This is a genomic window from Streptomyces sp. NPDC056479, from assembly GCF_042795335.1.
GTDB lineage: Bacteria > Actinomycetota > Actinomycetes > Streptomycetales > Streptomycetaceae > Streptomyces.
In genome coordinates this window covers 796,474-821,365 of sequence record NZ_JBHTRZ010000003.1, presented here as the reverse complement: position 1 = coordinate 821,365, position 24,892 = coordinate 796,474, and the positions used below count along the sequence as shown (strand labels likewise).

The 24,892-nt window shown below is 72.9% G+C and carries 20 protein-coding genes; 13 read left to right on the top strand and 7 right to left on the bottom strand.

Annotated elements, in window-relative coordinates; genetic code table 11:
• Window positions 1-70: 70 nt before the first annotated feature.
• Together ACFQ6S_RS15120 and ligA are read right to left on the bottom strand one after the other, a co-directional pair.
• On the bottom strand, window positions 71-796 hold the full coding sequence (locus tag ACFQ6S_RS15120; protein ID WP_383408427.1) for a DUF4328 domain-containing protein: 726 nt from the start codon (window positions 794-796) through the stop codon (window positions 71-73).
• Window positions 797-917: 121 nt separating this feature from the next.
• A complete protein-coding gene (gene ligA / locus ACFQ6S_RS15115; RefSeq protein ID WP_383408425.1) occupies window positions 918-3,014 on the bottom strand; it encodes an NAD-dependent DNA ligase LigA in 2,097 nt (698 codons plus the stop codon).
• Window positions 3,015-3,239: 225 nt separating this feature from the next.
• On the opposite strand from ligA, the gene ACFQ6S_RS15110 reads away from it, so the two are divergent.
• Window positions 3,240-6,206, top strand: coding sequence for a SpoIIE family protein phosphatase (locus tag ACFQ6S_RS15110; protein WP_383408422.1), 2,967 nt, complete (start codon window positions 3,240-3,242; stop codon window positions 6,204-6,206).
• Window positions 6,207-6,452: 246 nt separating this feature from the next.
• Here the strand turns inward: ACFQ6S_RS15110 and ACFQ6S_RS15105 are convergent, their stop codons facing one another.
• Window positions 6,453-7,940, bottom strand: coding sequence for an alpha/beta hydrolase (locus tag ACFQ6S_RS15105; protein ID WP_383408418.1), 1,488 nt, complete (start codon window positions 7,938-7,940; stop codon window positions 6,453-6,455).
• 166 nt (window positions 7,941-8,106) lie between these two features.
• Here ACFQ6S_RS15105 and ACFQ6S_RS15100 point away from each other — a divergent pair, with 166 nt between their 5' ends.
• The 10 genes from ACFQ6S_RS15100 to ACFQ6S_RS15055 all read left to right on the top strand — a co-directional run bounded on the left by ACFQ6S_RS15100 (window position 8,107) and on the right by ACFQ6S_RS15055 (window position 19,296).
• Window positions 8,107-9,363, top strand: coding sequence for an ATP-grasp domain-containing protein (locus ACFQ6S_RS15100; protein ID WP_383409274.1), 1,257 nt, complete (start codon window positions 8,107-8,109; stop codon window positions 9,361-9,363).
• On the top strand, window positions 9,360-10,205 hold the full coding sequence (locus tag ACFQ6S_RS15095) for a Rossmann-like domain-containing protein (RefSeq protein ID WP_383408415.1): 846 nt from the start codon (window positions 9,360-9,362) through the stop codon (window positions 10,203-10,205). Before ACFQ6S_RS15100 ends, ACFQ6S_RS15095 begins: the two co-directional genes overlap by 4 nt.
• Window positions 10,202-11,278, top strand: coding sequence for a PLP-dependent cysteine synthase family protein (locus ACFQ6S_RS15090; RefSeq protein ID WP_383408412.1), 1,077 nt, complete (start codon window positions 10,202-10,204; stop codon window positions 11,276-11,278). Before ACFQ6S_RS15095 ends, ACFQ6S_RS15090 begins: the two co-directional genes overlap by 4 nt.
• Window positions 11,275-12,312: a dipeptide epimerase gene (locus ACFQ6S_RS15085; RefSeq protein ID WP_383408409.1), complete on the top strand. Its 1,038-nt coding sequence runs from the start codon at window positions 11,275-11,277 to the stop codon at window positions 12,310-12,312. The genes ACFQ6S_RS15090 and ACFQ6S_RS15085 overlap by 4 nt, the downstream gene beginning before the upstream one ends.
• On the top strand, window positions 12,296-13,486 hold the full coding sequence (locus tag ACFQ6S_RS15080; protein WP_383408406.1) for an MFS transporter: 1,191 nt from the start codon (window positions 12,296-12,298) through the stop codon (window positions 13,484-13,486). Before ACFQ6S_RS15085 ends, ACFQ6S_RS15080 begins: the two co-directional genes overlap by 17 nt.
• Complete coding sequence (locus ACFQ6S_RS15075; protein WP_383408403.1) at window positions 13,483-14,286, top strand: class I SAM-dependent DNA methyltransferase; 804 nt, start codon at window positions 13,483-13,485, stop codon at window positions 14,284-14,286. Before ACFQ6S_RS15080 ends, ACFQ6S_RS15075 begins: the two co-directional genes overlap by 4 nt.
• A gap of 15 nt (window positions 14,287-14,301) precedes the next feature.
• Window positions 14,302-15,864 (top strand): ABC transporter substrate-binding protein, encoded by a 1,563-nt coding sequence (locus tag ACFQ6S_RS15070; protein WP_383408400.1) that lies wholly within the window; start codon window positions 14,302-14,304, stop codon window positions 15,862-15,864.
• Between the two features lie 131 nt (window positions 15,865-15,995).
• Window positions 15,996-16,928, top strand: coding sequence for an ABC transporter permease (locus ACFQ6S_RS15065; RefSeq protein ID WP_383408397.1), 933 nt, complete (start codon window positions 15,996-15,998; stop codon window positions 16,926-16,928).
• Window positions 16,925-17,716: an ABC transporter permease gene (locus ACFQ6S_RS15060; protein ID WP_383408394.1), complete on the top strand. Its 792-nt coding sequence runs from the start codon at window positions 16,925-16,927 to the stop codon at window positions 17,714-17,716. The genes ACFQ6S_RS15065 and ACFQ6S_RS15060 overlap by 4 nt, the downstream gene beginning before the upstream one ends.
• Window positions 17,713-19,296, top strand: coding sequence for an ABC transporter ATP-binding protein (locus ACFQ6S_RS15055; protein WP_383408390.1), 1,584 nt, complete (start codon window positions 17,713-17,715; stop codon window positions 19,294-19,296). Before ACFQ6S_RS15060 ends, ACFQ6S_RS15055 begins: the two co-directional genes overlap by 4 nt.
• Window positions 19,297-19,382: 86 nt before the next feature.
• Here ACFQ6S_RS15055 and ACFQ6S_RS15050 read toward each other — a convergent pair whose 3' ends face one another.
• Window positions 19,383-20,090: a DUF2470 domain-containing protein gene (locus tag ACFQ6S_RS15050; protein WP_383408387.1), complete on the bottom strand. Its 708-nt coding sequence runs from the start codon at window positions 20,088-20,090 to the stop codon at window positions 19,383-19,385.
• A gap of 79 nt (window positions 20,091-20,169) precedes the next feature.
• The gene (locus ACFQ6S_RS15045; RefSeq protein ID WP_383408385.1) at window positions 20,170-21,537 is read right to left on the bottom strand and encodes a hypothetical protein; all 1,368 of its coding nucleotides are present in this window, start codon (window positions 21,535-21,537) and stop codon (window positions 20,170-20,172) included.
• Window positions 21,538-21,651: 114 nt separating this feature from the next.
• On the opposite strand from ACFQ6S_RS15045, the gene ACFQ6S_RS15040 reads away from it, so the two are divergent.
• Window positions 21,652-22,878 (top strand): molybdopterin-dependent oxidoreductase, encoded by a 1,227-nt coding sequence (locus tag ACFQ6S_RS15040; RefSeq protein ID WP_383408382.1) that lies wholly within the window; start codon window positions 21,652-21,654, stop codon window positions 22,876-22,878.
• Entirely contained in the window at window positions 22,878-23,345 is a 468-nt protein-coding gene (locus tag ACFQ6S_RS15035) for a hypothetical protein (protein WP_383408380.1), read from the top strand. The genes ACFQ6S_RS15040 and ACFQ6S_RS15035 overlap by 1 nt, the downstream gene beginning before the upstream one ends.
• On the opposite strand, the gene ACFQ6S_RS15030 is transcribed toward ACFQ6S_RS15035, so the two are convergent.
• Both ACFQ6S_RS15030 and ACFQ6S_RS15025 read right to left on the bottom strand, forming a co-directional pair.
• Entirely contained in the window at window positions 23,296-24,219 is a 924-nt protein-coding gene (locus ACFQ6S_RS15030) for a L,D-transpeptidase family protein (RefSeq protein WP_383408377.1), read from the bottom strand. The two genes, ACFQ6S_RS15035 and ACFQ6S_RS15030, sit on opposite strands and share 50 nt — an antisense overlap.
• A gap of 35 nt (window positions 24,220-24,254) precedes the next feature.
• The gene (locus tag ACFQ6S_RS15025) at window positions 24,255-24,722 is read right to left on the bottom strand and encodes a hypothetical protein (protein ID WP_383408374.1); all 468 of its coding nucleotides are present in this window, start codon (window positions 24,720-24,722) and stop codon (window positions 24,255-24,257) included.
• Window positions 24,723-24,892: the final 170 nt, after the last annotated feature.

Here is a 24,892-nt window from a genome sequence, read left to right as displayed (position 1 = left end):
CGGCCCTGTGAGGTCGAGGTGGGCCGCACCGACGCCCCGCCGCGTGCGCGCCCACCTCGTGCTCGGCGCGTCAGGCCGACGTCTCCTTGACGACCGCCGGACCGTACGGCCCCTCGGCCGCCTTGAGCCGCTGCATGGCGGTCAGCCGTATGGCGAAGTACATGGCGGCAGCGGCGGCGACGATGTGCAGCCCGTCGGCCGCCATGTACTGCACCACCCCGTCGTTGATCTCCGTCAATGTCTCGGCGTTCTTGTACTTCGTGCCGGCGAACCGATTGAACAGGACGCTGAAGACGAACAGACCCCACCAGAGGTTCACCGGCCAGATCCGCGCCCGGTACCGCTCGCCCTCGGCCGGCAGCGGAGTGGCGGCCCCCCACATGTCGAGGGCGACGCGGTACGGCATCCAGAGGTTGACCAGCGGAATGAGCCAGGCACCGATGGCCCACCCGGGCCCGTTGCGGAACCGGTCCGGTGCCATGAGCCCTGTGTTGCGGCGCATACGGAAGAACCAGACGACGAAGACGATCGCGGCGGGCAGGTACACGATGACCTGGTATCTCCCGGCCGTCTCGTACAGCGAGGCAGCGGCGTCCAGGTCCTGCTGCGGAGCTGTGACGAAGCCGCCGTCTGCGTCGATCACCGCCCGGAGCCGGAGTCCGGCGACGAGGCTGAACACGTCGGTGAGGGCGACCAGGGCGAGCCCCCCTACGGCCGCGGCCAGCAGGCCGCGGGAGGACCCGGGTGTTCCTGCGGGCAGCAGGGGACGTGGACGTACGTCATTGGATGCGGACATGCTGATGAGCCCCCCACGGGCGAGAAGAGATACAGGCCGCGGGACAAGGCGCGGCCGAGGCACGATACGCCGATCACTTGCATCCCGTCCATGACAAATCCGCAGGTCGAGGCCTCGATGCTCAGTCGAGACCGTCGAGACAGTCGGCGACGAGCAGAGCGAACTCGTCGGGTGTGGCGAGGCGGATCCCGAGGTCTTCGGCCTTGGCACGCTTGGATCCGGCGGCTTCTCCGGCGACGACGAGGCTGGTCTTCTTGGACACGCTGGAGGAGGTGCGGCCGCCGGCCCGTTCGATGAGTTCGTTCACCTGGTTGCGGCTGAGCTTCTCTAGGGGACCGGTCATGGTGCCGGTGACCACCACGGTCATCCCGGCGAGCGGGCCGGCCGGGGTGTCGGGCGCGGCGGTGTCGGTGCCGGTGTCGGTGGCCTGCGCGGGCGCGAAGGTGGTGCCCGGTTCGGTCATGTTCACCCCGGCAGCGGCGAGTTTGTCGATCAGCCCGGCCAGTTCGGCGAGTTCGGCGACGATGGCGGGCGCCTTCTCGGCCCCGATGCCCTCGACCTGCTGCAACTGGTCGGCGTCGGCGGCACGGATGTTGTCCATGGCGGCGAAGTGCCGGGCGATACGGCGTGACATGGAGCGGCCCGTGCCGCGGACCCCAAGGGCGCACAGCACCCGTGACAGCGGGCGTGTCCTGGCCGTGGCGAGGGCGGCCAGCAGGTTGTCGGTGCTGGTTTCGCCCATGCGGTCCAGTCCGAGGAGCTGGTCGCGGGTCAGGGTGAACAGGTCCGCGAGATCGGCGACCAGACCGGCCTCGACGAGCTGCACGACGCGGGTGGCGCCCAGGCCCTCGATGTCGAGCTGGTCGCGGCCCGCGGCGTAGGAGAGGGAGGCGACCAGGTGGCAGTTGCGTCCCTGCTCGCACCGCCAGCGTTCCTGACCGGTGTCGATGGCCGAGCCGCAGCGGGGGCACGCCTCGGGGAAGACGATCGGCTTCTCGTCGCCGGTGCGCAGGTGGGCGACCGGGGCCTCGATACGCGGAATGACGTCGCCGGCGCGGTGAACCATCACCTGGTCGCCCAGACGCAGGTCACGCCGGGTGATGTCGGACGGGTTGTGGAGCGTGGCGTAGGTGATGGTGGAGCCGTCGATCTCGACCGGTTCCAGGACGCCGCGGGGGGCGATGATGCCGGTGCGGCCCACGTTCCACTCGACCTCCAGAAGCCGGGTGATCTTCTCCACGGCCGGCAGTTTGTAGGCGATCGCCCAGCGCGGGGCCCGCGACCCGGATCCGGCCGCCTTCTGGTCGGCGGCGAGGTCGGCCTTGATGACGATCCCGTCGATCCCGAACGGCAGCTCGGCGCGCAGCGCGGCTATCTCCCGCACCCGGGTCAGGACCTCGTCCGTGGTGGCGGCGGTGACGCCGGGGACCGGGGTGGTGGCGGTGGTGTGGACGCCCAGCCGCCCGGCAAGGGCCATGAGCTCGCTGTGCGCGAGGCCGTCCAGCCGGGCGGCCAGTGGCTCGTCGGTGTCGGGCAGCGGGAGCAGGCCGTACCCGAAGAAAGTCATCGGGACCGTGTAGGCGCGGTCCCTGGCGCGCAGGGTGCCCGCGGCCGCGTTGCGGGGGTTGGCGAACGGCTGCCCGCCGTGTGCGGTGCGCACCTCGTTGGCGTGCTCGAACTGCGCAGCCGTCATGAGGACTTCGCCCCGCACCTCCACGCTGACCGGCTCGGCCAGGGTCTCGGGCAGGCCCTCGATGGTGCTCATCGCGTGCGAGACGTCCTCCCCGGCCGTCCCGTCGCCGCGGGTGATCAGCCGTGTCAGCCGTCCCTGTGTGTAGCGGGCCGCGATCGCGAGTCCGTCCAGTTTCGCCTCGACGCTGTATCTCTCCGCCTCGTGCCCGATACGGCGGGCCAGTGAGGCCGTCCAAGCCGTGAACTGCTCGGCCGAGAACACGTTGTCCAAGCTCAGCATCGCGACCGTGTGCGGCACATCGCCCTCGACGGCGCCGCCCGCGACCTTCCCGGACGGCGAGTCGGGCAGCACCTGGTCGGGATGCCCGGCCTCCCACTCGGTGATCCCTCGCACCAGACGGTCGTAGGTGTCGTCGTCCAGCGGCGACGTGCCGTCGGTGTAGTAGGCGGCCGCGGCCTTCACCACGTCCTCGACCGCCCGGGCGTAGCCGGAGGCGTCCACGATCTGCGCAACTGGTGTCGTCATGCCCGTCATCCTGCCTGCCACCACTGACAACGCCCCTGCCGCACACATCCGGGCCCGGCCGTAGACCGGTTCGCCCCGGCGACCACGCGCTCCCGAGGCCGAGGCAAGTCATTGTGAGGCGTGTCACGTAAGGTCTAGGGTGATAGCGCTTGACGAAGCCCGCCGGGCCGTGGGTCGAGTGGCGGCGTGCGATCGGGTCGGCTTCGGGTGAGGGAAGTGGTCCCGTTGTCCGTGGCCTGGGACGACATCGGCGGTCTCGTCGATGCCCACGAACGATTCCTCGCCGGCTCACTGGTCGAGTCGGACGTACGGGACTCGGTGCTGGACTCCTGGAAACGATGCCGCTCCGTCGGGCTGCAGCCACACCGTCTGCTGGTCCCCTATACCGAGGGCGTCACCCTGGACGACCGGTTCCTGCGCGCCGCCGGCCCGGTTCTGGGCGATCTGACCTCGGCCCTCGCCGAGGTGAGCATGACGATCGCGCTCTGTGACGGACAGGGCCGCATGGTCCAGCGGCTCGGCGGTGACCGGCAGCTGCGCGAGAAGCTCGACGCCGTGCAGTTCGCCCCCGGGTTCGACGCCTCTGAGCCGGTCGTCGGCACCAACGGCGTCGGCACCGCCCTCGTCGAGCGCGGCCCCGTCTACATCGCCGGCCGCGAGCACTTCGCCGACTGCCTCCAGCCCTTCGCCTGCGCGGGCGCGCCGGTCCGGGACCCGCTCAGCGGACGCATCGAGGCCGTCCTCGACATCACCTGTCTGCGCGACCAGGGCGATCCGGCCATGGTCCGGATGGTCCGCGAGGCCGCCCGGGGCATCGAGGCCCGGCTGCTGGACCAGGCCACCCAGCGCGAACGCGCCCTTCTCGCCGCGTACCGGCGCGCCGACGGCCACGCCCAGGGCTGGCCGAGACAGCCCGAGGAACCGCGGCCCGACCCTGACGGCGGCGGCCTCGACCGGATCGACATGGCCGTGCTGCGGGAGAAGGCCGAGGAACTCATCGCCTCCCCGCACCGCACCTTCGACGAGGTCGCCTTGCCCGGCGGCCGCACCGCCACACTGCTGCTCCGCCAGGTCAGAGGCGCGACGGGAGAGACCGGCGTCGCCGTCGAGGCCCGCGTGGCCGGGGGCCCGCGCCTGCGCCACGTCGGCCTGACCGCTTCGCCTGCGGGGGCACGGTCGGCCGCCACGGGCGCTCCGGCGGCAGCGGCCCCGCATCTGCGCGTCGGAGCGTCGGCACAGGGCCCGGCAAGCCCGGCGACCCCTCAGCGCAAGGTCCCGCCGAAGCGGGCCTCCACACCCCCCGCGTCCCCAGCGCTCCCGCCGCACACAGCGAACGCCCACGACCCGTCGGCCATCCACACCGCACCGGTCGCACAGGCCCTCACAGCCCCACAGGCCACGCCTGCGTCTCCCGCGCCCACCGCACCTGCAACCGCCCACCCCGACGGCGAATCCGCCGGTGCCGACGGCTGGTTGCTGCTGATCGGGGAGCCCGGGGTCGGGCGGCTGGCCGTGCTGGCACGGCGGCGGCTGGAGCTGCTGCACGACGCGAGCGTGCGGATCGGCACCACGCTGGACGTCACCCGCACCGCCGAGGAACTCGCCGAGGTGACCGTCTCCCGGTTCGCCGACTTCGTCGCCGTGGATCTGCCCGACTCGGTGCTGCGCGGTGAGGAGCCGGAGGCGCTCGGCGGCCGGACCGCGCTGCGCCGGGTCGCCATCCGGGCCGTACGCAGGCAGCCGCACAATCTGTACGACGTCGGCGACGCCGTCGAGTACGTACCGTCCACGCCGCAGGCCCGCTCCCTGGAGACCAGGCAGTCCGTCATGGAGCCCGTGCTGACGGAGGCGGGCGGCTGGATCGCGCAGGACCCGGAGCGGCTCGAACGCGTGCTCGCCGCAGGCATCCACTCCCTGATCACCGTGCCGCTGCGGGCCCGCGGCACGACCCTCGGCGTGGTCAGCTTCTACCGCTCCCTGCAGCCCGCGTCCTTCGAGGACGACGACCTCTCCCTCGCCCAGGAACTGGTCGGCCGCGCGGCGATCTGCATCGACAACGCCCGCCGCTACACCCGCGAGCACAACACCGCCCTCGCCCTCCAGCGCAGCCTGCTGCCGAGGGGCCGCTCCGAGCAGAGTGCCGTCGAGGTCGCCTACCGTTATCTGCCCGCACAGGCCGGCGTCGGCGGCGACTGGTTCGACGTCATCCCGCTCTCCGGCGCCCGGGTCGCGCTCGTCGTGGGCGACGTGGTCGGGCACGGTCTGCACGCCGCCGCGACGATGGGGCGGCTGCGCACCGCCGTGCACAACTTCTGTTCCCTGGACCTTTCCCCCGACGACCTCCTCACCCACCTCGACGACCTGGTCTGCCGACTGGACAGGGGCGAGGGCTGGGCGGCGGAGAACAGTCCGGACTCCGGCATCGTCGGAGCCACCTGTCTGTACGCCGTCTACGATCCGGTGTCCCGGCGCTGCACCCTCACCCGCGCCGGGCACCCCCTGCCCGCCGTCGTCGCCCCCGACGGCACGGTCGAGTTCGTCGACCTCCCCTCCGGCCCGCCCCTGGGCCTGGGCGGGATGCCGTTCGAGACGGTCGAGCTGGAGCTGGCCGAGGGCAGCCGGCTGGTGCTCTACACCGACGGCCTGGTCGAGGACCGGCACCGTGACATAGACGCCGGCCTCGACAAGCTCCGCGCGGTGCTGGCCGGCGACCACCGCTCGCCGGAGGGGACCTGCGACGCCGTCCTCGACGCCCTGCTCCCGGCCCGTCCCGGCGACGACGTGGCGCTGCTCGTCGCCCGCACCCACACCCTGGGCGCGGATCGTGTGGCCCAGTGGGAGCTGCCCAGCGACCCGGCGGTCGTCTCCCGTGCGCGGATGGCGGTCACCGGCCAGCTCGCCGCGTGGGGCCTCGACGACCTGGCCTTCACCACCGAACTGGTTGCCAGTGAACTCGTCACCAACGCCATCCGCCACGCCACCGGCGGCCCCGTCCAGCTCCGTCTGCTCCGCGACCGCGCCCTGATCTGCGAGGTCTCCGACGGCAGCGGCACCTCGCCCCGTCTGCGCCAGGCCCGGAGCACGGACGAGGGCGGCCGCGGGCTGTTCCTGGTCGCCCAGCTCACCGAGCGCTGGGGCACCCGCTACACACCCCAGGGCAAGATCATCTGGACGGAGCAGCGGTTGCCATGACGCCGTGACGCTGCCGCTGGGGGGCCGCGAACTGGAACCGGCGTCGATGCGGGCGCTGCTGGGGGCTGCCGCCCCCAGACCCCCGCTTCGGCCCTGACGGGGCCTTGTCCTCAAGCGCCGGACGCGGGCCGGCCATCGGCGGCCGGCTGAGTCGTGCCGGCCGCCGCCGGCCGGCGGCAGGTGGCCGGCCGCGCGGCGCCGGCCGGGGGCTGAATTTGCGGGCCGGCGTTGAGAGATGGGCCCATCTCAATGTGCTCCTGGCAACCCCGGCCCGGTGCATCGCACATCCGTCGCCGGCACCGATCCGTCGACGAGATAAGCCGCCACCGTGCCGTCCACGCACCCATTCCCCCGGCTGGCGAACACGCCGTGGGAGTAGTCGTTCTCAAGGGTGACCAGGCGCGAGTCCGGCAGCAGCTTCCGCAACTCGCGCGCGCCCTGGATCGGCGTCACCGGGTCATGCGCCGAAGCCACCAGCAGGACCGGCGGGGCGGCCGGACCGCCCAGTGGTGTACGGCGGTTGGAGCGGTGGTGCCAGTATGCGCAAGCTGTGGCCTCCAGGCCGGTCAGCACCGGCTGTGCGTCCAGTCCTCGTAGGCGGCGGATGTCCGCCAGGATCTCGCCCGGCGTCGGTCCAGGGCCGTCCGCGCACTTCACGATCCGGTTGGCCGCCTCGTAGTTGCGGGACTCCGGGCTGTCGAAGGCGGAGGCGGGACGCAGCCCGTCCACGTCCCCGTCCATGAGGTAGGCGCGCAATCCGTCGGCCAGGCCGGTCCAGCGTTCGGTGCGGCCGAGGGCGCGGTAGACGGTGCGGTCGAACTCCGCCGGGCCGAGGCCACCGGCCGGACGGGCGGTGAGCCCTCGGCGGGCCCGCAGATACGACCGCCGTACGGCGTCCGTGTCGTCGCCCAGCCCGAAGCGGTCCGCGTGTGCGGCGGTCCACGAGAAGAACGTGTCGCGGGCGCGCAGCAGCGCCCGGCTCTGGATCACGTCGAAGTCGTACCAGTCCCAGGGCCCGACCACGCTGTCCAGCACCATGCGGTCCACCCGGTGCGGAAAGCGTGCGGTGTAGGCCGCGCCCAGGTAACTGCCGTACGAGACGCCGAGGAAGCTCATGCGCGGCTCGCCCAGGGCGGCGCGTATCGCGTCCATGTCGTACGCCGTCTGCTCGGTGGAGAGATGCGGCAGCAGCCGGGTGCCCGCGCCCGTCGCGCAGTCGTCGGCCAGGTGCCGCTGTGCGGTGAGGTAGGCCCGCTCGGCCCGGGGGCCCACCGGGACCGGGTCGGTGCCCGGGGTGGTGAACAGGCCGCCCATCGCGCCGCAGTCGACCGGCGCGCTGTGGCCGACGCCGCGCGGGTCGAAGCCTATGACGTCGTACGAACGCCGCACGCTCGCGGGGAGTCTGGCGCGCTTGGTCACCGCGTAGGGGAGCCCGGAGCCGCCCGGGCCGCCCGGGTTCACCAGCAGGATGCCGCGCCGCTCGGCGGGGGTGCCGGAGGCGGGGACGCGGGAGACGGCGATCTCGATGCGCGGGCCGGACGGGTGCCGCCGGTCGAGCGGGACGGTGAGGTGCCCGCACTCCACGCGGTCCGGCGCGGGCGGGCTCGGTACGGAGGCCGGGCAGCCGCCGAAGGTGAGGGAGACCGCGGCCCGGGCGGGGGTGGCGGAGGGGAACAGGGCGGCTGTGGCGGCGAGGGCGCACAGCAGGGCGGTGGGGCGTGGCGGTCGGGACATGGCTTCTCCGGAGCGAGGTGAGAGCGGGGTGGGAACGGGGTGAGAATGGGGTTGGCAAATGAAAATCATTATCGATAACGTGTGCGCGTCAAGTCCGGCACTCCCTCCGTCGAGGGGTGGCCCGGGCTGCCCTGACGACTGAACTCAAGGCGTGAAAAGGGGAGTTGTGGCTCATCTGCTGGTGGTCGAGAGCTGGGTCGGGTCGATGAGCAGGCTGCTGCCACGCGCCATCCGCGAGGGTGGGCACGAGTTCACCTTCCTCACTCGTGACCTGCATCACTATCTGCGCTCGGCGCCCGAGGGGACGGCGCATCCGCTGCTCGGCGCCCGCAACGTGGTCACCGCCGAGACGAATGACGTCGACGCGCTGCTGCCCGAGGTGGAGCGACTGCACTCGGTGCTGGGTTTCGACGGGGTGATCACCTCCTGCGACTACTACCTGCCGACGGCGGCCCAGATCGCCGCGCGGCTCGGGCTGCCCGGCCCCGGCCCCGAGGCGGTGGAGAACGCCTGCCGCAAGGACGCCACCCGCCGTGTCCTCGCCGACGCGGGCCTTCCCGGACCGCGCTTCGCCGTGCACGGGGAGTGGGCCGACCTCGCGAGGGCCGCCCGGGAGATCGGCTATCCGCTCGTCGCCAAACCCGTCGACCTGTGCGCGGGCATGTATGTGCGGCGCATCGAGCACGAGGCCGAACTGGCTGAACTCTTCCGGCTGTTGACGGACTTCCCGGTCAACGCCCGTGGGCAGCGGCGCACCCCGGCCGTCCTCCTCGAAGAGTTCCTCGACGGACCCGAGGTCAGCGTCGAGACCGTGTCCCACGCGGGCGCGGTGCACATGGTCGGCGTCACCGACAAGAGCGTCGGCGGCGCGCCCGCCTTCGTCGAGACCGGCCACATGTTCCCGGCCGCCCTGTCCCTCGCCGACCTCGAGGCCGCCGAGCAGACCACGCTCGGCGCGCTCAAGGCGCTCGGGCTGACCGACGCCGTAGTCGCGCACACCGAGATCAAGCTGACCTCCGCCGGACCGCGCGTCGTCGAGGTCAACCCGCGACCCGCCGGCAACCGCATCACCGAACTCGTCCGCCATGTCACCGGCATCGACCTCGCCGCCGCCTTCGTGGACGTCGCCCTCGGCCGCAGGCCCGACCTCGGGCGCACCGACACCGGGCTGCGCAGCGCCGCCATCGGCTTCCTCGTCCCGGACCGCGCGGGCACCCTCGAAGCGCTCGGCGGTGGACGACTGGCCGAGGAGACAGGTGTGCTGGAGGTGCAGCTCGCCGAGCCCGGCAAGGCGGTGAAGGCGGCGGGCAGCAACAACGAATACCTCGGCCACGTCATGGCCGGTGACCCCGAAGGGCTCGGCGCCCGCGACCGGGTCGAGCGCCTGCTGGTCGGGCTGCGCGCGGGGCTGGTGATCCGATGACCGCCGTCAGCGCCCGTCCGACGACGCCCGGTCGGACGTACGACGAGCTCGTCGCCGGTGTCCGCGCGGGCGCCCTCGGCCCCGACCCCCGCACACTGAGCGTCGCCGTCGCCTTCACCACCCGGCAGGCCGTACGGCACGACGGGCGCGGCACCGGCTACCGCAACGAGGTCCTCAGCCTGCGCCTCGCCGAGGCCGTCGGGTCCTGCGCGGTCGAGCCGGGGGAACTGCCCGACAGTGCGCTCGACGACTGCGTGGGCGCCGATGTGGCCCGGCTCCTCGGCCATCCGCTGCCCGCGGTGCGGGTGGCCGCCCTCGACGCCTACCTGATGCACATCGCCCCGCACACGCCGGAGCGCGGGGCCCGGCCCCTCGCCCTGCCCGCCGGGTCGTCGCTGGAGAAGTCCCGGGCGCGAGCGCGGGCCGTGGCCGAGCTGCTCGACCTGCCGGCCGGGGGCCGGGTGCTGGTCGTCGGTGTGGTCAACTCCTTGCTGGAGGCCCTGCGTTCGCGTGAGCTCGGCTATGTGCCGTGCGACCTCAAGGGCGGGGTGACCGAGTGGGGCGAGCTGATCGTCACCGACGCGCTCGCCGCCGTAAGGAGCTGTGACGCGCTGCTGGTGTCCGGGATGACCCTGGGCAACGGCACCTTCGAACCGCTGCGTGAGCACGCGCTGCGGCACGACAAGCAGCTGGTGATGTTCGCGCAGACCGGCAGCGCGGTGCTGCCCCGCTTTCTGGGGCACGGCGTGAGCGCGGTGTGCGCGGAGCCGTACCCCTTCTTCTGGCTCGACGGCGGACCCGGCGTGGTCCATCGCTACCGCTGTTCCGGGGGTGGGCGATGACCGCGACCGCCCTGCGCCCCACCGCGCGGCCGGAGTTGCTCGCCCTGCTCGGCCGTACCCCGGTCGTCCGCGTCACGGCCGAACTGCCGCACGCCCACCCAGGGTTCTGGGCCAAGCTCGAGGGGCTCGCGGCCGGCGGCATGAAGGCGCGTGCGGCCGTGACGATGCTGCTCGGCGCACGCGAGCGCGGCGAACTGCGCCCCGGCGCCCCCGTGGTGGAGTCCACCTCCGGCACGCTCGGCATCGGGCTCGCCTTCGCCGGGCAGGCGCTCGGCCATCCCGTCGTACTGGTCGGCGACAGCGAACTGGAGCCGTCCATGCGGCAGTTGCTGCGCGCCCACGGCGTCCGTCTGGAGATCGTGGACCGTCCCGCGCCGCAGGGCGGCTGGCAGGCGGCCCGGCTCGCCCGACTGCGCGAACTGCTCACCGAACTCCCCGGCGCCTACTGGCCGGACCAGTACAACAACCCCGACAACACCGCCGGTTACGCATCGCTCGCCGCCGAGCTCGGCGCCCAGCTCGACCACCTGGACATCCTGGTGTGCAGTGTCGGCACCGGCGGCCACAGCGCCGGCGTCATCGGCCCGCTGCGTAGGCGCTGGCCCGCGCTCCGGCTCATCGGCGTCGACGCGACCGGCTCGACGATCTTCGGCCAGCCCGCCAGGCCCCGGCTGATGCGCGGCCTCGGCAGCAGCATCCACCCGCGCAACGTCGCCTACGACGCCTTCGACGAGGTCCACTGGATCGGCCCCGCCGAGGCCGTCGACAGCTGCCGCAGGCTCGCCCGCGGCTGCTTCGTCAGCGGCGGCTGGAGCACGGGGGCCGTGGCCCGCGTCGCCGCCTGGGCGGCCCGCGTCCATCCCGGCGCGGTCGTCGCCACCGTGTTCCCCGACGGGCCGCACCGCTATCTCGGCACCGTCTACGACGACGACTTCCTCACCGCCCACGGCCTCGACCTCGCCGGCTCCGCCACCCGGCCCGTGGAGATCCCGCACCCGTACGCCGCCGAGGCGAGCGGGTGGGGGCGATGTGCGCGGGTCGCCGATCCACTCTCCTTCGGAAGGACGCAATGAAGGCCCGACTGCGCACCGTACGTCTCGAACTCACCGAGCCCCTGCGCATCTCCCGCTCCGTCATGACCGCCCGCGACGCCGTATGGCTGGGCGTCGAGCACGACGGAGTGACCGGCTACGGCGAAGCCGTCAGCAGCGTGTACTACGGGCTGGACGCCGACACGCTCGTACGGCTGATCTCGGCGGTCGGTCTGGAACGGTTCGCCGACCCCGAAAGCGCCCTGGCGGCCCTGCCCTCGAAGGCCGCACCGCCCGCCGTCATCGCCGCCGTCGAGTCCGCGCTGCTGGACCTCGTCGGCAAGCGGGAGGGTGTGCCTCTGCACCGTCTGCTGGGGACGGAGACGTCGTTCGGTGCCGCCACCGCGCGCACCATCGGCATCACCCCGCTCGCGCACGCGGCCGCCGAGGCCCGGCGCCTTGCCGCGAGCGGATTCGGAACCGTCAAGGTGAAGGCGGGCTCGTCCGACACCGAGGACGATGTGGAGCGCGTGCGGGTCATCCGGGACGCGGCCCCTCGACTACGGCTGCTGCTGGACCCGAACGGGGCCTGGAGCGTGGCGGAGGCCGAGCGTCTGCTGCCCCGGTTCGCCGCGCTCGGCGTAGAGGCCGTCGAACAGCCGCTGCCGCCCGGCGACCCGGATGCCCTGGGCTCCCTCGCCGAGAGGTCACCGCTGCCCGTCATCGCCGACGAGGACGCGGTGAGCGTGGCGGACGTACGGCGGCTGGCCGGGCGGGTCCACGGCGTGAACGTCAAGCTCGCCAAGTGCGGGGGAGTCCGAGCGGCCCTGCGGATCGCGGAGGCGATCGAGGGCAGCGGGACGGAGCTGATGCTCGGCTGTCTCACCGCCAGCACTCTCGGCATCGCTCCCGCCGTCCACCTCGCCGACCGCGCCCGCTGGGTCGACCTCGACGGGCATCTGCTGCTCGGGCACGACCCGTGGCGGGGGATCGGCGGTGCCGACGGCTTCGTACGCCCAAGTGGTCTGCCCGGTCTGGGAGTCGAGGAGGTGGCGGCCCATGAGGACGTGGCATGAGATACGCGGCTTCCCGCTCGCCGTCCGGCTCCTGCTCGTCAACCAGCTCGGCGTCAACACCGGCTTCTACCTCCTGATCCCGTACCTCGCCACCCACCTCGGCGAGAATCTCGGCCTGTCGGCGGCGGTCGTCGGGATCGTGCTCGGCGTGCGGAACCTCAGCCAGCAGGGTCTGTTCATCATCGGCGGCTCGGCCTCGGACCGGCTCGGGGCGCGGGGCGTGATCATCGCCGGGTGCGCGTTGCGGACCGTCGGGTTCGCGCTGTTCGCGCTGGGGGACGGGCTTGCGGTGCTGCTCGCCGCGTCCGTGCTCAGCGGGCTCGCGGGGGCGCTGTTCAACCCGGCCGTGCGGGCGTATCTCGCGCAGGAGGCGGGCGAGCGCAGGGCGGAGGCGTTCGCGCTGTTCAACGTGTTCGCCACGACCGGGGCGCTCATCGGGCCGCTGCTGGGCAGCGCCCTGCTCCTCGTCGACTTCCGTACGTCCGCGCTGACCGCCGCAGGGATCTTCGCCGTGCTCACCGTGGCCCAGGCGCTCGTCCTGCCCGCGCGGAAGGCCGAGCCGACCGGAAGCGGTGTCCTCGGGGACTGGCGGGAGGTGCTCGGCAACCGGGCCTTCCTGGCCTTCGCGCTCGCCATGGTCGGCATGTTCACCCTGGAGAACCAGCTGTATCTGCTGCTGCCGGACGGGGCGCGCGAGGCCACGGGCTGGGACGGGGCGGCCGGACTGGTCTTCCTGATCGGCACGGTGGCCAACCTCGCGCTCCAGTTGCGCATCACGCGCGCCCTCAAGTCCCGTGGTGCCAGGCCGGCTTGGATCGTCTGCGGGCTCGCGGTGATGGGGCTGGCCTTCCTGCCGCCCCTGCTCGGCGGACCGCTCGTCCTGCTCAGCGCGCTCCTGCTCAATCTCGGCATCATGATCTGCTCCCCGTTCGTGATGGAGCTGATCCCGGGCTTCGGCCGCCCCGAGCTGACCGGCACGTACTTCGGGATCTTCTACGTCGTCTCCGGCATCGCCGCCGCCGTCGGCAACGCGGTCGTCGGCTGGGCCATGGACACCGCGGAGAGCCTGCCCTGGATCTGCTGTGCCGTCGTCGGGCTGGCGTCGGCGGGCGGTGTGGCGTGGCTGCACCGGCGCGGGGCGCTGCCCCGGGTCGCCGAGCGGACTTACGCATGACCGGCGGCAATCTCCTCACCGACCACCCCGCCCTCTACGAGGCCCGCTTCCCCGACCCCGACCGGCTCGCCGGACGCTGGGCCGAGGACTGCCTGCGCCGCCACGGCGCCGGCCCGCGCGTCCTCGACATGGGCTGCGGCACCGGCCGCGACGCCGCCCATCTGCACTCCGCCGGCCGTACGGTGACCGGCGCCGATCTCTCCGAGACGATGCTGGCCCACGCCCGCGCCCACCACCCGGGCCCGGCATACGTCCGGGCCGACCTGCACGGCTTCGACCTGCGCGAGCCGGGCCGGGACGCCTTCGACGCCGTCGTCTGCCTGGACAGCTCCCTGCTGTACTGCCACACCAACGCCCAGCTCGACGGCTTCCTCGCCTCCTGCCGCCGCGCCCTCGCGCCGGGCGGGCTGCTGGTCGCGGAGATGCGCAACGGGGCGTACTTCCTGGGCCGTACGGATCTCCTCGACAGCCCGTCCGTCAACACCTTCGCCTGGCAGGGCAGGGCCTTCCGGTCCACGACCACTCTGACCGTCGACCGTACGGCCCAACTCCTGCGCCGCAGCCGCATATGGACGGCCGACGACGGCTCACCGCCCGTCGAACAGCGCTCCGCATGGCGGCTGCTGTTCCCGCAGGAGCTGTGCCACTTCCTCGCCGCGCACGGCTTCGAGGTGCTCGAACTGCACGACGGGCCGGGGCCGCGCACCGAACCGCCTTGGGAAAAGGGCGAGTTGCCCCGCACCCGTACCGGCACCGACGCGGACCGACTGCACGTCGTCGCGCGCCTGCACACCCACTGACACGAAGGACCACTCATGAACGACGAACGCTTTCCCGGCCTGGGCCGACGCGGTTTCCTCGCCGCCACCTCGGGCACCGCCGCCGCACTCGCCCTCACCGGATGCGGCGGTCCCGCCGAGCCGGCGGCGTCCGGCGGCACCCCCAGGCGCGGCGGCCGGCTGCGGGCCGCCTTCGCCGGCGGCGGCGCGAGCGAGACCCTCGACCCGCATCTGGCCAACCTCTTCGCCGACGTCGCCCGCGCCAAGGCCCTCTTCGACAAGCTGGCCGACTACGGCGCCGACCTCTCCGCCCGGCCCCGCCTGGCAGAGAGGTGGGAGTCGAACAAGAAGCTGGACCGCTGGCAGGTGACGCTGCGTCAGGCGGTCTTTCACGACGGGAAGCCGGTCACCGCCAAGGACGTCCTCTACAGCTACCGCCGCATAGCCGACCCGAAGCAGGCCTTCCGAGCCAAGGCGTCCCTCGAGCCGATCGACCTCGACGCCAGCCGGGCGACCGGCGAGCGGAGCATCGAGTTCGTGCTGAAGCGGCCCACCGCCGAATTCCCCAACGTCCTGGCCGCGTTCGGCGCCTACATCGTCCCCGAGAACGCCACCGAGTTCGACAAGAAGCCGATCGGCTCCGGCCCCTTCCGGTTCGTCTCCTTCGCCCCCGGCCGCTCCGCCGTCTTCCGCCGCCACGACGACCACTGGGACGGTGCTCCGCTCCTCGACGAGATCGAGTTCGTCGTCGCCAACGAGGAGTCCGCCCGCGTCAACGCCCTCCTCGGCGGCCAGGTCGAGTACGCGCACGAGCTCAACCCGACCACCGCCCGGGCGTACGAGGGCCGCGGCCGGATCGAGATCGTGCGGCTGCGCAACAGCGCCATGCAGGCGTTCTGCATGAAGACCGACCGGGCGCCCTTCGACGACAAGCGGGTCCGCGAGGCGTTCTTCCTGATCGCCGACCGTCAGGAACTCGTCGACGGCGCGCTGTCCGGCGCCGGCGAGGTCGGCAACGACCTGTTCGGCAAGGGCTACGAGTACTACGCCGCCGACCTGCCGCAACGAACGCAGGACCTCGAGCGGGCCCGTGCCCTTCTCAAGCGGGCCGGCGCCGAGAAGCTCAAGGTCACGCTGGACACCTCGGCCGTCGCGGCCGGGTTCACCGAGGCCGCCGGCATCTTCCGGGACCAGGCCGCGAAGGCGGGCGTGACGATCGACGTGAAGACGGGCAGCAAGGACTCCTACTGGAGCGACATCCTCGACGGCGGCACCCTGTGCTGCTACCGCTCCGGCGCCATGCCCATAGAGGCCCACCTCTCCCAGCGGCTGCTCACCGGCTCCACCACCAATGCCACCAAGTGGCGGCACAAGGACTTCGACGCCCTCTACCAGCAGGCCCAGTCCCTCCGCGACCAGGCCGAACGGGCCGCCGTCTACGAGCGCATGCAGCGCCGGCTCCACGCCGAGGGCGGTTTCCTCGTCTGGGGCTTCGCCGACTGGATCATCGGAACGGCCCCCACGGTCAAGGGAGTGGAGACCAAAGCCCCCGCCAACACCCTCGACTGGGCCCGCTTCGACAAGGTGTGGCTGGCGTGAGGACGCAGCAGGCCCGGCGAAGTCGGCCGCGGTTCGGCAACGCCCTGAAGGGGCGCGGGGCTGTATCGATATGCGGCTCCGCCGCGGGGCGCGACAAGCCACGACGGCGCCGCACCCGAACGAGTGCCTTCGTGGCTCGGCGCCTGCTCCTCGGCGCAGCCCAGACCGTGGCCGTCGTGCTGCTGGTCTTCGCGCTCACCGAGGCGCTGCCGGGCGACGCGGCGGTCGCCCTGGCCGGGGACCAGCCGGACCCCGCGCGCATCGCCGCGATCCGCGAGGCGATGGCTCTGGACCGGCCGGCCCACGAGCGGCTGGCCGACTGGGCGACGGGCCTGCTGCACGGCGATCTCGGTACGTCCCTGACCTCCGGCCGCCCGGTCACCGGGTACCTCGGCGACGGCTTCGGCCCGACCCTGCTGCTGGCCGCGCTCACGCTCACCCTCCTCGTCCCGCTCGGCCTCGGCCTCGGCGTACTCGCCGCCCGTCACGAGGGCGGCCCCGTCGACCGGCTGGTCGGCTCGGTGACCCTGGCCGTCTACGCCGTCCCCGAGTTCGCCCTCGGGGTGCTGCTGGTGACGGTCCTCGCCCTCAAGCTCGGCTGGCTGCCGCCCACGGCCGTCGGCCACGGCACCGACCTGCTCGCCCATCCGGCGGTGCTGGTGCTGCCGGTGCTGGTCCTGCTGTCGCGCCCGGTCTGCTCCCTGTCCCGCCTGGTCCGGGCCGGCATGGTCGACGCCCTCGCCTCCCCCTACGCCGCCCACGCCCGCCGCTACGGCGTCCCCGGCGCCCGGGTCCGCTACGCCCACGCCCTGCCGAACGCCCTGGCCCCGGCGGTGCAGCAACTCGCCCGCACCGTCGACTGGTTGCTGTGCGGGGTGATCGTCGTGGAGGCCCTCTTCGTGATCCCCGGCCTCGGGACGGTCCTCCTCAACGCGGTGGCCGAACGCGACGTACCCGTGGTGCAGGGGCTGGCCGTGGTGTTCGGCGTGCTGACGGTCGTACTCAATCTCGGTGCCGACCTGGTGGTCCACCGGCTCACACCCCGCGCGGGGGTGGCCGCATGACGCGGCGCCGTTTCGCGCTCGGTCTCGCCCTCGTGGCAGTGCCCCTTGCTCTCGCCCTCCTCGGCCCGCTTCTCGCGGGCGTCCCGGGCCCCCGCGCCGTTTCCTTCACGCTCGGTGACGGACACCGGCTCGGCACCGACTTCGTGGGCCGCGATGTCCTGCGACAGGTCCTGCTGGGCGGTCGTACGGTCGTGGTCACCGCACTGGCGGCGACCACGCTCGCGTATCTCGTCGCCGCCCCGGTCGGGCTCGTCAGCGCGCTCACCCGTCTGCGCCCGCTGGAAGACCTGCTGATGCGGCCGTTGGACGTGCTGCTCGCTGTGCCGTCCCTGTTGCTGATCCTGCTCGTGGCCTCCGTGCTCACCCCGGGCGCCGTGGGGCTCGCGCTGCTCGTGGCTCTGGTGAACGTGCCGGACGCCGCCCGGATCGTGCATGCGGCGGCGGGCGAGGCCGCGGCGCGCCCCGCCGTCGAGGCGCTGCGCATGCAGGGCGAGACCTGGTGGCGGATCGCCGTCGGCCATGTCGGCCGGTCCGCGCTGCGCACCCTCGCCGCCGACGCCGGGATCCGGCTGACCGGCGTGCTGTATCTGGTGTCGACGGCCGCGTTCCTGGGTGTCGGTGTCGCGCCGGACGCCGCCGACTGGGCGGTGATGGTCGACCGCAACCGCACCGGCCTGCTGGTGCAGCCCTGGGCCGTGGTGGTGCCGGCACTGCTGATCGTGGCGCTGACGATGGGCACCAACCTGCTCTTCGACGCAGCACTGGAGAAGAGAGGGCGACGCCCGTGAACCAGGAGACGGAACCCGTCGCCGAGATCCGCGGCCTGCGCGTCGAGATCGACGGCCGTGCGATCGTCGACGGGGTGAACCTGCGGGTGCCGCCCGGGAAGGTGACCGCGCTGGTCGGTGCGTCCGGCAGCGGCAAGACCACGACCGGCCTGGCACTGCTGGGGGAGTACCCGGCGGGCGCCCGTGTCTCGGGTGAGGTACGGCGGCCCGGAGGCGGCCCGGTGGGCTACGTCCCCCAGCACCCCGCCGCCGTCCTCAACCCGGCCCGCCGGGCCGGAGCCCTCCTCGACGACATCGCCCGCCCCCAGGTCCGCCACCTGCCCCGCGCGCAACGCCGCACGGCGGCCCGCGCGCTGGTCCTGCGTGCCCTGTCCGACGCCCAACTCCCGGATGCCGAAGTCGTGTTGCGCCGCCATCCGCACCAGCTGTCCGGCGGCCAGCAGCAGCGTGTCGTCCTCGCCCAGGCCCTGCTGCTCGGCGCCCGCGTGATCGTCGCCGACGAACCCACCACCGGGCAGGACGCGTTGACGAAGGGCCGGATCGTCGAGCAGCTGGCGGCCGTCGCCGCACGCGGTATCGCCGTCGTCCTGCTCAGCCACGACCTCGACGTGGTCCGCGCCCTCGCCGACGAGGTCCTCGTCATGCGCGCGGGCCGGGTCGTCGAGTCGGGGCCGGCGGTGCGGCTGTGGACGGCGCCCCGGCACGAGTGGACCCGCCGGCTGCTCGACGAGCGGCGCGCCGTCCCGCCGGTCGCGACGAACACCATCCGGAACCAACCAACCTTGGAGGTACGGGACTTGACCGCCGTACACGATCGCCGGAACGTCGTACTCCGCGCCCCGCGCCTCGTCCTCCACCCCGGTGAATGCCTCGCCGTGGTCGGCCGCTCAGGCAGCGGCAAGACCACGCTGGCCCGCTGCCTCGCGGGCCTGCACCGCGAGCACGACGGGGAGGTCCTGCTCGACGGCACACCGCTCCCACGCAGCCTGCGCCACCGCAGCCGGTCCCAACTGGCCGCCGTGCAGTACGTCTTCCAGGACGCCCGAGCCGCTTTCGACGAGCACCGGCCCGTACTGGACCAGGTGGCCCGCACGGCGGTACGGCTGCGGGGCATCGGCGAACGGGCGGCCAGGGACGAGGCGTCGGCCACCCTGCACCGCCTCGGCCTGCCGGCGGAAGCGGCCCTTCGCCGCCCCGGCGCACTCTCCGGCGGTGAACTCCGGCGCGCCGCCCTCGCCCGCGCCCTGCTCGCCCGCCCCAGGGTGCTGATCTGCGACGAGGTCACCTCCGGACTGGACACGGTCACCCGGCGCGGCATCCTCGACGTCCTCGCGGGACTGGTGGGCGAGGGTGACGGCCGGGTGGGTGAGGGCCGGGCGGGTGAGGGCGGCGGCCTGTCCCTCGTCCTCGTCACCCACGACCTGGACACGGCACGGCTCGCTCATCGCCTCGCCGTACTGGACGCCGGGGAGGTCGTCGAACAGGGGTTGGCACAACGGATCCTGACGGAGCCTCGGCATCCGTTCACGATCTCTCTCCTGGAGACGACGGAGCGGCTGGAGGCGGGGACCCGTGGCTGAGAGCCGACCTCCGGGCACCTTCGCGGAGGAGACGGGAAGGTCTCCGCGAGCGGCCCGGAGGTCGGCGGCTGGGGGCGCGCCGGGGCCTATGACCTGGTCGGCAGGCGCCGGCGGCGTGGGCGGGCGGTTGCCTGGGCGAGCAGGGCGTGGATCTGGCGCACCGCCTCGCCCGGGTGGGTGGCGGGGGCGGCGAAGGGCAGGCGGACGTCGAGGTGGGAGGCCGGTGCCTCCAGCCGCAGCACCAGACCGTGCCGGTCGAGCCGCAGCGGCCGTACGTCGGTGGCGCCGAGCCGCTGCCGGGCCGGAAGCAGCCGGGCGAGCGGCGCCACGGTGTCGGCGTGGGCCGCGTCCAGCCGGGCCAGCATCTCCGCCTCGTGGGTGGCCAGTGGATCGGGGGCGGCCAGGGTCAGTTCGTCGAGGCCGATGACGGACGTCCCGTCCGCGTCCGTGAGCACGGCCCGCGCCGGATGGAACACCACGGCCTTCGGGCCGAGGGCGGTCAGCCAGCCGCCCAGCGTCAGCCGGGCGCGCACCCGTTCGCGTACGGCGACGGGGGCGACGTCGGTGAACTCGACCAGGGCGGCCAGGTCCCCCTGTGGTGCCACGGCGAGTTCGGCGGCGAGAAAGGCGTCCGGCGGGTTCTGCAGGAGCAGCCGTGCGGCGGCGTCGACGGTGTGCAGGCCGATGAGCTCGACGCGATGGCCGTGTGTGGTGACGGTCAGCGAGCCGGCCGCCGAGAGCACCGAGCGGGCACGCTCGGCGGGCGTCGGCTCAGGGCAGGTGGCAGCAGGCATGGGAACCTTTCGAGCACATAGGTTTGACCACATCGAGTTGGACTTAGGTAAGCCTAACCTTATCCAACCTCAAGTGTGTTCACCAACCCGTCAGCAGCAGGTGATTGACGAGCAGCGCGAGCACGGCCTGCGCCGCGAGCCAGGCACGCGGTCTCGTCAGGAACGCACAGGCGGGCAGCAGCCACAGCGCGAACGGCAGCCAGATCCGCTCCGTCTCCGCCTTGCTCATCCCTGACAGATCGGCGACGAGCATCGCGACCAGCGCGCCGAGCACCAGCACGCCGAGGCGGAACGCGGCCGTACGCTCCCGGCGCAGCAGCACACTCCCCGTCCGCCGCAGCCCCGCCGCCGTCGCCAGGCCCACCACCAGCACCTGGCAGGCGAGATTGGCCCACACCCAGTAGGCCTGCGGCCGGGTGCCGCCGGCACCCTGGTCGTAGCGGGTGACCAACAGGCCATACGCCTCCCACCAGTAGAAGCCCAGCGCCGTGAACACGACCGGCGCGACCGCGAAGCCCGCCAGCGCGAACGGCAGGGGCCGTGCGCGCCGGGAGCCCAGCACCAGGACGGCCGCGGCGATCACGACGTACAGCGTCAGGCCGTACGACAGAAAGACGGTGAGGCCGAACAGCAGCCCTGAGGCGAGGCCGGTCCACCGCGGCCGGTGCCCCGTCACGGCGAGCGCGAGCAACGCCACCGCCCAGGCCGCGACCGCCGCGAAGTAGCCGTCGGCGGAGGTCCCCATCCACACCGCGGCCGGCACCAGAACCAGGAACGGTGCGGCGCGGCGGGCGAGCCTCTCGTCGACCAGCGCGCGAAGGGTGACGAGGATGCCCAGCGCGGCCGTCGTCCCGAGGGTGATGCACCAGACCCCGGCCCACGCGCCGCCCCCCAGACCGACGCGGTCGAGGTAGACGAAGGTGAGGGTGGCCGCCGGGGGATGCCCGGCGATGTGCGCGGGCCAGTGCTCCGGTGCGGCGCCGACCACGATGTGCTCGGTGAAGTGCCGCAGCGTTGCGGGGATGTCCCGGAAATCGTCGATGACCTGCAGGTACTCGTAGCGGGTCGTCAGCCGGCGGGCGATGCCGCGCTGCCAGCCGTCGACCAGCGCCAGCGACCAGGTCCAGGCCGTGCCCGCCCCCCAGACGGCGAGCAGCAGCCGCCGCCAGGGCAGCCGCGCGGCCAGGGCCGGGCCGTACGCCACGACGGCGACCGCGACGGCGATCGCGGCCGGGGTGCCCGGGCCGAGGTGCGGTGCCCAGTAGGCCAGGAGCGGCGGCCAGTTCACGAAGAGGGTGCCGTCCCGGTCCTCGATCACGGTGCCGAGCACGGCGGCCGTGGCGAAGAGCAGGACGGCGGCCGCGACGGCGTACAGATCGCGGCGCAGCTCCCGGCGGGCGGCCGGGCGGGTGTCGGAGGGAGCCTCGGTCAGAAGATCGCTGGTCACGTCTCAGACGCTAGGACGCCGGCGGTCCGCCGGACGCGGGACAGGCGCCGACGTCAGAGATTCGTCATGGTTCGGAGCGGCTTTCCGGGCACCGCCCCGGCCTACGGTCGTCGCATGGCTCGGTCTCCCTTCTCTCCTTCCTTCTGGCGCAGCCCGCTGCGCGGCCCCTGGCTGACCTCGGTGCTCGGCGTCGTCCTGCTCGGCGGGATCACGCTGCTGTTCGTGACGGGGCTGGTGTCCTACGCCGCCTACAACCCGAATCTGGCGCCGGTGAACGACAAGACCCCGGACAAGGGCATCCTGGGCTTCTACCTCTTCTCCTGGCCGACCGACCCGCACTGGCTGTACCGGCTCAACCAGGGCGTCCACGTCACGCTCGGCATCACACTGATCCCGGTGCTGCTGGCCAAACTGTGGTCGGTCGTGCCGAGGCTCTTCACCCTGCCGCCGGCACGCTCCCTCGCACACGCGCTGGAACGGCTCTCGCTGCTGCTCCTGGTCGGGGGCGCGCTGTTCGAGTTCGTGACGGGCGTGCTCAACGTCCAGCTCGACTACATCTTCCCCGGCTCCTTCTACACCCTGCACTTCTACGGGGCGTGGGTCTTCATCGCCGCGTTCGTCGCGCACGCGGCGCTGAAGACGCCGATGGCGTTGCGCAATCTGCGCCAACTCCGCGAGGAGAAGAACGACTTGGTCCCGCCGAGCCCCGCCGAACCGACCGTCTCCCGGCGTGGCGCCCTGTGGTTCGTGGGCGGCGGCTCGCTGCTGCTGTTCGCCACGACCGTCGGGCAGAGCTTCGACGGCGTCCTGCGCCGCACCGCCCTCCTCGCCCCGCACGGCGGCGCCGAACCGGGCAGCGGGCCGGGCGGCTTCCAGATCAACAAGACGGCCGCGTACGCCGGGATCCGCCCGGCCGACACGGACGAGGAGGCGTGGCGCCTGGTCGTCGTCGGCCGCGACGGGCGGACGGTCCGCCTCACCCGCACCGACCTGCTCGCCATGCCGCTGCACAGCGCGGCGCTGCCCATCGCCTGCGTGGAGGGCTGGTCGACGTCGGACCAGTGGTGGCGCGGGGTACGGCTGCGGGACCTTGCGGCGCTGGTCGGCTATGACGGTGATCCGCCGGACGTACTGGTCGAGTCGCTCCAGCAGCGCGGCGCCTTCCGCCGGGCCGCGCTGCGCTCCAACCAGGTCGCCGACTCCCGCTCCCTGCTCGCTCTGTCCGTCAACGGCGAGACCCTGACCCCCGACCACGGCTACCCGGCGCGGATCATCGTGCCCGCCGCGCCCGGTGTGCTCAACACCAAGTGGGTGGCGCGGCTGACGTTCGGAGAACTGTGATGCGACGCCCCAAGCTGATTCCGGTCGGTAGTCCTCTCCAAATCCTGTTGCTCGCCTGCTCGTTCGCGCTCGCCGGATACGCGGGGGTACGGCTGCTGGAAGACGACTGGTTCGAGGTCGCGCTGTGGTTCGTGGGGGCGGCGATCGTCCATGACCTCGTCCTGGTGCCGCTGTACGGCGCGGCGGATCAGGCGCTGCTACGCGGATCCGAGGCGGTCGACCGCCGGAGCCGGGTGCCGTACGTCCGCGTCCCCGCCGCGCTGTCCCTGCTGCTTCTGCTGGTGTGGTTCCCGCTGATCACCGGCCGGGTGGCGGACCGCTACGCCCGCGGCACGGGCATGTCCACGGACGTCTTCCTGGCCCGCTGGCTGCTGATCACGGCCGCGCTCTTCGGCGGCTCGGCGGTGCTGCTCGGGCTCAGCCGATGGCGATCCGGGGGTGGGCCGCGGGCGTCATCCAGCTCATGATGCGGTCCATGGTGGCCCGGGGTACGGATACACAGCCCGCGGTGGCGCCGTTGCCGTTGACGTGGAGGAAGATGCCGGCGCCGCGGCCCGGGGTGGCGGGCCAGCGGTTGAAGTTGATGACGAGGGCCTTGGCGTACTGGGTGGGGTAGTTGATGAGGTGTTCGCTGCCGCGGTCGCCGGACTCGCTGAGCGGGAAGTCCGCGCCCGCTTCGCCGTGCATCGAGTTGTAGAACCTCGACTCGGGGTCCTGCACCCACCAGTCGTCGTTCGTGACCACGTGGTACGGCATGGCGGTGCCGTCGGCCACGTGGCCGAAGCCCTCGGTGATGGTGTAGGTGCCGGTCGGGGTGGTGTAGGTGCTCTGCTGCCGGGTGGCCCCGTCGGTCACGCCGTTGGAGCCGACGCGGGCGGCGCTGGTGCTGAACTGCGCCTTCCAGCCGGAGGATCCCTTGGCCCAGGCGGTGACGGTGGCGTAGGAGCCGCCGGCCTTCACGGTGATCAGCTGGGTGGCGTCGCCGGTCTCCACCGGCACCGGGAATTCGGGTGCGGCCGGGGCCGGAGCGCCCGCCGTGTCGCGGGAGCCGCTCGCGGATCCGGCGGTCCCGCTCGTGGCGCTGCCCGCCGGGGCGGCTGACGCCGAGGCCGAGGCCGAGGCGGACGCGCGGTCGGAGGCCGATGCGGAGGGGCTGGCGGAGGGGGAGCCGGAGGCACTGGGCGATGCGGTGCGGCCGGCGGGCTCCTCGGGTGACCGTGACACCCCGACCGAGTCGGCGGCCACGGTCTGCTGGTCGTCCTGCCCGGCGCAGGCGGAGGTCATCGCCAGGGTGCTGAGGGCTGTGGCGGTGATCAGAACCTGCCGGGGAAGGGCTTGCACGGGGAACTCCTTGCTGGGCGCTGTGGCGGGGTGGGTCAGCTCGCGGTCGCGGGCTCGGCGGGCAGGGCGCCGGTACAGGTGGCGCGTCCGAACGTGCCGCTGGCGGTGGCGCTTTGGACGTGCCGACCGCGGATCGCGAGGGTGCAGCGGGCCTGCCCGCCCTTCTCGGTGAGCACGATGCTCACGATCGGGTCCCGGCCGACGGGGACGTCGACGGTCTTGGACCAGGGCAGGGCGGCGGCTTTGACGACTGTGGCCGTTCCGGCCTCGCTGCGGGCCTGGTAGGAGATGTCGGCGGAACCCTCGCCGGTCACCTCGTAGGTCACGGAGGCGGTCGGGGCGCGGTGCTCCGCCTGCCTGTCGGCGCCGTCGCCGGAGTCGACGACGCCGTACACGACGAGGCCCGCACAGGCGGCCAGAACCGCGCCGGCCACGACGAGGCCGGACCGGTCCGCACGCCGGAAAAGCGATGGCGTTGTGGATTCCCGTGTGTCGTCGGCCATGGAATTCCCCCTTCGAATACGGCTGCTTCGCGCTGCTCAAGATGAATCGACGGGGTTATACACGACGCTGTCGGCGGGTGGCCAGCGAGGGGATATATCGGGCACCCGGAGGGCCGTGTACGTTCAACGGTTCGTCAATGGTCCGTATTGTCCGAGGACTTGACACGGCG

What these genes read in the sequence shown, in the direction of transcription:
- ACFQ6S_RS15035 (WP_383408380.1), top strand. Translation starts at nt 22,878, where the DNA reads ATGCGACGCCCCAAGCTGATTCCGGTCGGTAGTCCTCTCCAAATCCTG.
- ACFQ6S_RS15085 (WP_383408409.1), top strand. Translation starts at nt 11,275, where the DNA reads ATGAAGGCCCGACTGCGCACCGTACGTCTCGAACTCACCGAGCCCCTG.
- ACFQ6S_RS15095 (WP_383408415.1), top strand. Translation starts at nt 9,360, where the DNA reads ATGACCGCCGTCAGCGCCCGTCCGACGACGCCCGGTCGGACGTACGAC.
- ACFQ6S_RS15120 (WP_383408427.1), bottom strand. Translation starts at nt 796, where the DNA reads ATGTCCGCATCCAATGACGTACGTCCACGTCCCCTGCTGCCCGCAGGA.
- ACFQ6S_RS15070 (WP_383408400.1), top strand. Translation starts at nt 14,302, where the DNA reads ATGAACGACGAACGCTTTCCCGGCCTGGGCCGACGCGGTTTCCTCGCC.
- ACFQ6S_RS15105 (WP_383408418.1), bottom strand. Translation starts at nt 7,940, where the DNA reads ATGTCCCGACCGCCACGCCCCACCGCCCTGCTGTGCGCCCTCGCCGCC.
- ACFQ6S_RS15075 (WP_383408403.1), top strand. Translation starts at nt 13,483, where the DNA reads ATGACCGGCGGCAATCTCCTCACCGACCACCCCGCCCTCTACGAGGCC.
- ACFQ6S_RS15080 (WP_383408406.1), top strand. Translation starts at nt 12,296, where the DNA reads ATGAGGACGTGGCATGAGATACGCGGCTTCCCGCTCGCCGTCCGGCTC.
- ACFQ6S_RS15050 (WP_383408387.1), bottom strand. Translation starts at nt 20,090, where the DNA reads ATGCCTGCTGCCACCTGCCCTGAGCCGACGCCCGCCGAGCGTGCCCGC.
- ACFQ6S_RS15090 (WP_383408412.1), top strand. Translation starts at nt 10,202, where the DNA reads ATGACCGCGACCGCCCTGCGCCCCACCGCGCGGCCGGAGTTGCTCGCC.
- ACFQ6S_RS15060 (WP_383408394.1), top strand. Translation starts at nt 16,925, where the DNA reads ATGACGCGGCGCCGTTTCGCGCTCGGTCTCGCCCTCGTGGCAGTGCCC.
- ACFQ6S_RS15025 (WP_383408374.1), bottom strand. Translation starts at nt 24,722, where the DNA reads ATGGCCGACGACACACGGGAATCCACAACGCCATCGCTTTTCCGGCGT.
- ACFQ6S_RS15040 (WP_383408382.1), top strand. Translation starts at nt 21,652, where the DNA reads ATGGCTCGGTCTCCCTTCTCTCCTTCCTTCTGGCGCAGCCCGCTGCGC.
- ligA (WP_383408425.1), bottom strand. Translation starts at nt 3,014, where the DNA reads ATGACGACACCAGTTGCGCAGATCGTGGACGCCTCCGGCTACGCCCGG.